Origin of the sequence: Amycolatopsis sp. NPDC089917, from assembly GCF_040684635.1 — a bacterium.
Classification (GTDB): Bacteria; Actinomycetota; Actinomycetes; order Mycobacteriales; family Pseudonocardiaceae; genus Amycolatopsis.
This window is the reverse complement of sequence record NZ_JBFBGL010000133.1, coordinates 1-6,635: the sequence shown is the minus strand read 5'-3', so window position 1 is coordinate 6,635 and position 6,635 is coordinate 1. Positions and strand designations below refer to the sequence as shown.

Here is a 6,635-nt window from a genome sequence, read left to right as displayed (position 1 = left end):
GAAAGCCACTTTCGAGACACCTGACGTCCCGAAAGTGGCTTTCGCGACACTGGGGCGCGACCGGAGGACACCGGGCCGCGGCCCCCACAGCACGCGCCACCCACGAACGTGTTGTGAAAGCCACTTTCGCAACGTTGAAGGTTGCGAAAGTGGCTTTCGCAACACGCCACCTTGCCCCTTCCCGGTTGCGGCGTTCGTGGCAGTCATGCCTGGGCCACCAGGGATTCCCGCGCGTGGTCCCGGACGCGTCCGACCACAGTGGACCGCCGCCAGGCGCGCGTGACCTCCACCAGCCACGCCGCTTCGGCGGCGATGTCCGGTTCGCCGAGGTAGGTCGCCGGAACGTCGTCGGGGGCGTACCGGCGGCCCGCTTCGGACGCGACGATCGCGGCGGCCAGCGCGGCGGCCTCGATCGTCGCGGGGACGCGGGCTTCGGGGATCCGCGCGTCGCGGGCCGCGGCTTCCGCGATCGCCGGGACCTCCGGATCGAAGTACGGGCGCAGCGCGAGATGACCATCCCGGATCTCGATGACCCTGCGGTACAACGCGAACTCGACGCCGCCGGGCATACCGGGCCCCGGGTCCAGCGCGATTCCCGGGACGGCTTCGCGCAGCGCGGTCCACAACGGCTCGATCCGGCGGTACGTCCGGTACAGGCCGATCAGGCGGAACGGGGTGGCCAGGGCCGGTCCCCATACGCTGAGCGTCGCGCCCGCCCCGGCGAGCCCGACGCTCAGCGCCGCCAAAACCGCCGAAAGCGTGTCTTCACCGGCGTCGACCGTGCCGGTGGTGGCGAGGACGTAGATGTCGTCGACGTCCCAGAAAGTCCAGGCCAGCGCGGAGATCCCGCCCCCGACGAGCAGCCACAGCCCGGTGCGAAGCGGGCCGGGATCGGCATGGCGCGCGAAGCGGGCGAAGACGATCGAGAACGTCAGCAGGCTGATCAGGCCGTAAACGAGGAAGAGGACGTTGTACGCGACGAACCAGCCGAGCCTGCCCGGCCCGGCGGCCGTGTGCACGCCGACGCGGTAGCTGTCGGAGAGGAAGAAGAGCGCGATCTCCGCCGCGACGACGATCCAGGACAGCATCGCGTGCCGGCTGATCCGCTTGCCCTCCCCCAGTTTCAGTGAATGCGCGAACGCGACCGCGAAGGCCATCGCGCCGATCTTGAGCACGTCCGCGGCGAGGTTCAGCAGGCTGCCGATGGGTTCTTCGACGCCGACGGCGTTCTCCATGGCCGGGGTGAGCAGCATGATGCCGCCCGCGATGCACATCCCGAAGCCGCTGAGGAACCACATCCGCCGCACCGGCTGGGTGTTCCGGGCCTGGATCAGCTTGTACCCGAACCCCGCGCATGCCACCACGCAACAGAAGTACGCGATGGTCTCGGTCACGGCAGGCGTCGTTTCCGGCTGCCGAAGAGGTTGTCGACCCTGGCCTTCTCGCCGGCGAGGTCGCTCGCGTTCTCGTCGACGTGCGCCGCGCCGCGCACCGCCGTCCGGGCGACACGTTGCGCCAGCAGGCTCGCGAGCAGTTCCGCCTCCTGCTCTTCGACTGCGCTGTAACCCGTGCGGCCGAGGACACGGCGGACGAGTTCGGGCGACAGGTTCGGCATGAGGGTCTTGCTGGCGGCGGCGTCGAGCGCGATCCCGTCGGCTCCCGCGTCCGCGCCGACATGGCCGCACAGCAGATGGCCGACCTCGTGCAGCAGGATGTGCCGCCGGTGCAGGGCGGTGGTGTTGGTCGGATAGAGGATGTAGTCCGTGCGCTCGGTGCTCATCAAAAGCCCGCACGGGCCACTGGAAGGGATGCTGACCTGCATCAATTCGATCGGGCGGCCGCGTTCGGCGGCGAGTCCGGCGATGAACGCCTCGGCGTCGAAGGGTTCGGGCAGGCTGACACCGTCGGCGAGACTCCGGCAGCGGCGCCACAACGCCTTACGACGGCGGTCCACTCACGCCTCCCTCTTCGAGCCGCCCCGTCCGGATTCCCTGCGGGCGATCGCGTCGATCATGTCGCTGATGGTGTCGAGTCCGTCGGGGGAAAGCGTTACGGCCCGCAGCGCGACGTCGCGGACGCCCGCGTCGCGGAGCGCGCCGAGCAGGGCGAGTTCCTCGGCGATCTTGGCGCTCTGCTCGTCGTCGAAGAAGTACGCCGGTGAGACGCCGAAGAACTGGGCGAGCGCTTCGAGGTGCCGTTTAGTGGGGTTGTCGCGGCGCCCCGTGCGCAGCTGCCACAGGTACGTCGTCGAGAAGCTTTCGCCGGTCGCCTCTCGGCAGGCCTTGGCGACTTCCTCGTGACTGTACGGCTCACGATCGGGTCTCAGCACGATCTGGAAGAGCTTGTCGATCTTGTCGGCGAGCGTCGTCTTGCCGGGCTCGGTCGCGGCCACCATCCCACTCCCTACATGTCGTGCCCGTTCATGCTAGTTGACTTCCCGCCCCCATTCATACACGTCAGTTTTCACCTCACCCGGGGTTTCGGCTGACACCGCGGGCAGGAGAACGACGAACGGTTCATGAAGGGGTCCCGCCGGATGGCCGTTCCACACCGGCCGCAGGGCAGTCCTTCCTGACCGTAGGCGTCGAGCGACCGGTCGAAGTATCCGGACTGGCCGTTGATGTTGACGTAAAGCGCGTCGAACGACGTGCCGCCCGCGACGAGCGCGGCGGCCATCACCTCGCTCGCGGCGGTGAGCACGGTGCGTCCGTGGGCCGCGGTGAGCTTGTCGGTCGGGCGGGCCCAGTGGAGCTTGGACCGCCAAAGGGCCTCGTCGGCGTAGATGTTGCCGATGCCGGAGACGAGGGTCTGGTCGAGCAGGGCGCGTTTGATCTCGGTCCGCCTCGACCGCAGCGCGCGGACGGCCTGGTCGAGGTCGAACCGCGGGTCCATCGGATCGCGGGCGATATGCGCGATGGTGCCCGGCAACGCCGTCCCGTCGACCTCGGTGAGCTCCGCGAGCGCGAGACCGCCGAAGGTCCGCTGGTCGACGAAGCGCAGCTCCGGCCCGCCGTCGGCGAAGCGGAACCGCACGCGAAGGTGCTTCTCGTCGGGCGCGTCGTCGGGCTGGACGAGCATCTGGCCGCTCATGCCGAGGTGCGCGAGCATGGCCTGGCCGTCGGAGAGCTCCAGCCACAGGTACTTGCCGCGGCGCCGGGCGGCGGTGATCTTGGTGCCGGAGAGGCGTCCGCTGAAGTCCTCGGCGCCGAGTTCGTGACGGCGGATCGCGCGGGCGTGCAGGACTTCGACGTCGGTGATCGTCCGGCCGGCGACATGCGCCTCGAGCCCGGCACGGACCACCTCGACCTCGGGGAGTTCGGGCATACCGTCGATTCTCCCACTGGGCGGCGGACGGAGGCTGAAGGGGACTTTCCCCGCATGTGATGCGACGAAAGTTCCCTTCAGCCCTCCGGCGTCAGGGAGCGAGCGGCCCGACATCCGCCTTCGTCAACGCCTTCCGCGTCCCACCGGCCAGCAGTTCGTCGGCCCCGACGTCGAACTTCCCGGACCGCGCCTGCAGATCGATGTCGGTCCCCGCGAAGGGATAGGACCCGACACCGGCGTCGATCGCCGGGCTTCCCGCGGACAGCCGGAAATCCTGCGTCAGCTGGGGATCGACGGACTTGTAGCCACTCGAAGGCATTCCGGCGGGCCCGCCCCAGGCGATGTTCCCCTCGTACTTCACGTCCGACCCGCCCGGCATGCTCACGAGCGTTCCCGTCCCCTGCAGGATGTTGTTCGCCAGCACGCAGTCCTTGGGTTTGAAGTCTCCGCCGTCGCCGTGGATCCCGTCGGTGGTGCCGACCACGGTGTTGTACGCGACCACGACGCGATCGGGCCGGTCGTGGAGCTTGCTGTCCGGTCCGCTGTCGGCCTCGTCGCCCGAGCCGAACACGATCCCGCGGTTCGCGGTGGAGTTCACGTAGTTGCCGACGATCTTGTGGTCGTTGCCGTGGAAGCGGATCCCGGACTTCCCGAGCAGGATGTTCCCCTCCACCACGCTGCGATCGCCGTGGCGCAGCACGATGAACCCGCGGCTGTCGCGGATCGTGTTGTACCGGACCACGTTGTCCGAAGACTTCACGGAGATCGCTTCGGAGTCCCCGTCCGCCCGCTCGAACAGGTTGTACTCGACGACCCCGCCTGCCTTGTACTTCTGGTGGTCGCTCAGCCCGAACCGGATCGACTCGCCCCCGTTCGACCCGGTGAACTGGTGGTTGAAGAAGTAGTTGTGGTGCACGCGGACCCGCTTCGCCATGTCGTCCGACGGCCCGAGCACCTGGAGGAAGACACCCTGGCTGGTGCGGTTCTGCAGCACGTTGTGGTCGAACTCGGTGTCGTCCCCGTTGAGCGTGACCCAGTTGCCGCCGCCGGCGAGCTGGACGTCGAGCCGGGTCAGCCGGTTGTGCGTACTGCCGACGGGCACGCTCAGCGAACCGCCGTGCCGGAGCTTGAAGCCGCGCAGGACGACGTTCGACGCGTTCGAGGAGAACGAGAAGCCCGCGGATCCCTTGATCTCGGCCTTGCCGACGTTTTCCGCGGTGATCGTGATCGGCGCGCTCGCCGATCCGGACCGTGTGATCGAGATCGCCGAACCCGCCGAGTAGCTTCCGTCGGCCAGCCGGATCTCATCGCCCGGGTTGGCCTTGTCGATGGCGGACTGCAACGCGCCGAGCGACGTCACTCGTACGACTTGGGCGGCCGAAGCCGTGGCAGGACCTGCCGTCAGCGCCAGCACGGTCGCTGTGACAAGGCAGAAAAGACGCATCCGCCGACCTCTCGGAAGGCGACCGGGAAGGTCGCATGAGTGGCGGCGGACTGCGTCGAGGTTACTGATTCACCGACTGGGCCGTCAACGAACCGTCCCGCTGAGGAGGACTCAGGTCGTCTTCGGCGGCTGCTCGATGTCGAGTTCGGCCGAAAGCTGGCGCCAGGCCGTCTCGGCGGCCTTCTGCTCGGCTTCCTTCTTGGTCGTCCCCGAGCCGTAGCCGAGTTCACGCCCGCCGACGAGGACGGTGGCGCTGAACTCCTTGCGGTGATCGGGACCGGTGTCCTCGACCTTGTACTCGGGCACGCCGAGCCCTGCCGACGCGGTCAGCTCCTGGAGACTGGTCTTCCAGTCCAGGCCGGCACCGCGCAGCGGCGCTTCGGCGAGCAGACCGTCGAACAGGTGGTGCACGAGCTTGCGCGCGACGTCGATGCCGTGCTGCTGATACGCGGCACCGATGACGGCTTCGAGCCCGTCGGCGAGGATGCTCGCCTTGTCCCGGCCGCCGGTGAGCTCTTCGCCCTTGCCCAGCAGCAGGTGCTTGCCCAGCCCGCCTTCGCCGAGGCCGCGCGCGACCCGCGCCAGTGCGTGCATGTTGACCACGCTGGCGCGGAGCTTCGCGAGCTGACCTTCGGCCAGGTCGGGATGCGTGTTGTAGAGGTGGTCGGTGACGACCAGACCCAGCACCGCGTCCCCGAGGAACTCGAGGCGCTCGTTCGGCGGCAACCCACCGTTCTCATAGGCATAAGAACGGTGGGTCAGCGACAGCGTCAGCAGCCCGGGTTCGATGGTGATCCCGAGCGCTTCGAGCAGTGGTGCGGGGTCGGCGGGCGGTCCACCGGCCGACTTGCCCCCCATGTCGTCAGCTGCCGATCAGGCGGGCTCGACGACCTGGCGACCGTTGTGCTGGCCGCAGGCCGGGCACGCGATGTGCTGGAGCTTCGGCTGCTTGCAGGCGCGGTTGGAGCAGGGCACCAGCTGAACCGGAGCCGCCTTCCACTGGCTGCGGCGCGCGCGGGTGTTGGATCGCGACATCTTCCGCTTCGGGACGGCCACGAGTAGATCTCCTTCAGACGGTCTGCCCGCGGTCGCGAGCGAACTTGCTTCTCCGGAACGAGCTGGTGCTCGTCAGGCTTGCTTTCCGGGGCCATCGGCCTGGTCATCGCCCGTTTCGTTGTCGAAACGATCGACCAGCGCGGCCCACCGAGGGTCTATCTTCTCATGCCCGTGTCCGGGCGGGAGATCGGCCCACTTGACACCGCATTCGATGCACAGACCCTGGCAGTCCTCGGTGCACAGCGGGGCCAGCGGGAGTGCCAGCACCACCGCGTCGCGGACCGTCGGCTCGAGGTCGATCCGGTCGTCCACCAGACGGGGGATCTCGTCCTCGTCGGTGGTCTCCTCGGTCGCGGAGCCCGGGTACGCGAACAGCTCGGTCAGATCGACCTCGACGTCCTCGGTGATCGGGTCGAGGCACCGCGAGCAGTGCCCCGTCGCGACGGCGGACGCCGTACCGCTGACGTACACACCCTCGACGACGGACTCGAGCGTCAAGTCGAGTTCGAGGTCGGAGCCGGCGTCGATGGTGATGACGTCGGGCACCCCGAGCGCGGTCTCGACGGGCACGGTGCGTTGGACGGCCTTGCTCAGGCCGGCGTGACGGCCGAGTTCACGGGTGTCGAGCACCCACGGGCTCCGGTCGTCCAGTTGCGCAGGCCTGGCCTGCGGCGACTTGTTCTCAGACATCGGTTACCAGGGTACGCAGTCCCCGCCACCCACTTTCGGGCACGGTCCGCCGCCGGTCCGTGAAGGCCTCCTTGAGGGACTCTGGGTCCCCCAATGAAGGGCAAAACGACGTGTTTCGTCC

At 68.5% G+C, this 6,635-nt stretch carries 8 protein-coding genes; all 8 read right to left on the bottom strand.

Going from position 1 to position 6,635, the window contains the following annotated elements:
- Positions 1-203: 203 nt before the first annotated feature.
- Positions 204-1,394 (bottom strand): MAB_1171c family putative transporter, encoded by a 1,191-nt coding sequence (locus tag AB0N89_RS40840; protein WP_364217078.1) that lies wholly within the window; start codon positions 1,392-1,394, stop codon positions 204-206.
- The gene (locus AB0N89_RS40835) at positions 1,391-1,954 is read right to left on the bottom strand and encodes a hypothetical protein (protein ID WP_364217075.1); all 564 of its coding nucleotides are present in this window, start codon (positions 1,952-1,954) and stop codon (positions 1,391-1,393) included. The genes AB0N89_RS40840 and AB0N89_RS40835 overlap by 4 nt, the downstream gene beginning before the upstream one ends.
- Positions 1,955-2,395: a helix-turn-helix domain-containing protein gene (locus tag AB0N89_RS40830; protein ID WP_093932905.1), complete on the bottom strand. Its 441-nt coding sequence runs from the start codon at positions 2,393-2,395 to the stop codon at positions 1,955-1,957. It lies immediately after the preceding gene.
- Between the two features lie 68 nt (positions 2,396-2,463).
- Positions 2,464-3,324, bottom strand: a complete 861-nt coding sequence (mutM, locus tag AB0N89_RS40825) for a bifunctional DNA-formamidopyrimidine glycosylase/DNA-(apurinic or apyrimidinic site) lyase (RefSeq protein WP_364217072.1) — start codon at positions 3,322-3,324, stop codon at positions 2,464-2,466.
- A 91-nt stretch (positions 3,325-3,415) separates the two neighbouring features.
- A complete protein-coding gene (locus AB0N89_RS40820) occupies positions 3,416-4,768 on the bottom strand; it encodes a polysaccharide lyase 6 family protein (protein WP_364217069.1) in 1,353 nt (450 codons plus the stop codon).
- A gap of 111 nt (positions 4,769-4,879) precedes the next feature.
- The gene (rnc, locus tag AB0N89_RS40815) at positions 4,880-5,626 is read right to left on the bottom strand and encodes a ribonuclease III (protein WP_364217066.1); all 747 of its coding nucleotides are present in this window, start codon (positions 5,624-5,626) and stop codon (positions 4,880-4,882) included.
- Between the two features lie 15 nt (positions 5,627-5,641).
- Positions 5,642-5,824: a 50S ribosomal protein L32 gene (rpmF, locus tag AB0N89_RS40810; RefSeq protein ID WP_005160412.1), complete on the bottom strand. Its 183-nt coding sequence runs from the start codon at positions 5,822-5,824 to the stop codon at positions 5,642-5,644.
- Between the two features lie 72 nt (positions 5,825-5,896).
- Positions 5,897-6,514: a DUF177 domain-containing protein gene (locus AB0N89_RS40805; RefSeq protein ID WP_364217063.1), complete on the bottom strand. Its 618-nt coding sequence runs from the start codon at positions 6,512-6,514 to the stop codon at positions 5,897-5,899.
- Positions 6,515-6,635: the final 121 nt, after the last annotated feature.

Bases quoted from the DNA above. Each gene is read 5' to 3' on its own strand.
- AB0N89_RS40830 (WP_093932905.1), bottom strand. From the start codon at position 2,395: ATGGTGGCCGCGACCGAGCCCGGCAAGACGACGCTCGCCGACAAGATC.
- mutM (WP_364217072.1), bottom strand. From the start codon at position 3,324: ATGCCCGAACTCCCCGAGGTCGAGGTGGTCCGTGCCGGGCTCGAGGCG.
- AB0N89_RS40820 (WP_364217069.1), bottom strand. From the start codon at position 4,768: ATGCGTCTTTTCTGCCTTGTCACAGCGACCGTGCTGGCGCTGACGGCA.
- rnc (WP_364217066.1), bottom strand. From the start codon at position 5,626: ATGGGGGGCAAGTCGGCCGGTGGACCGCCCGCCGACCCCGCACCACTG.
- AB0N89_RS40805 (WP_364217063.1), bottom strand. From the start codon at position 6,514: ATGTCTGAGAACAAGTCGCCGCAGGCCAGGCCTGCGCAACTGGACGAC.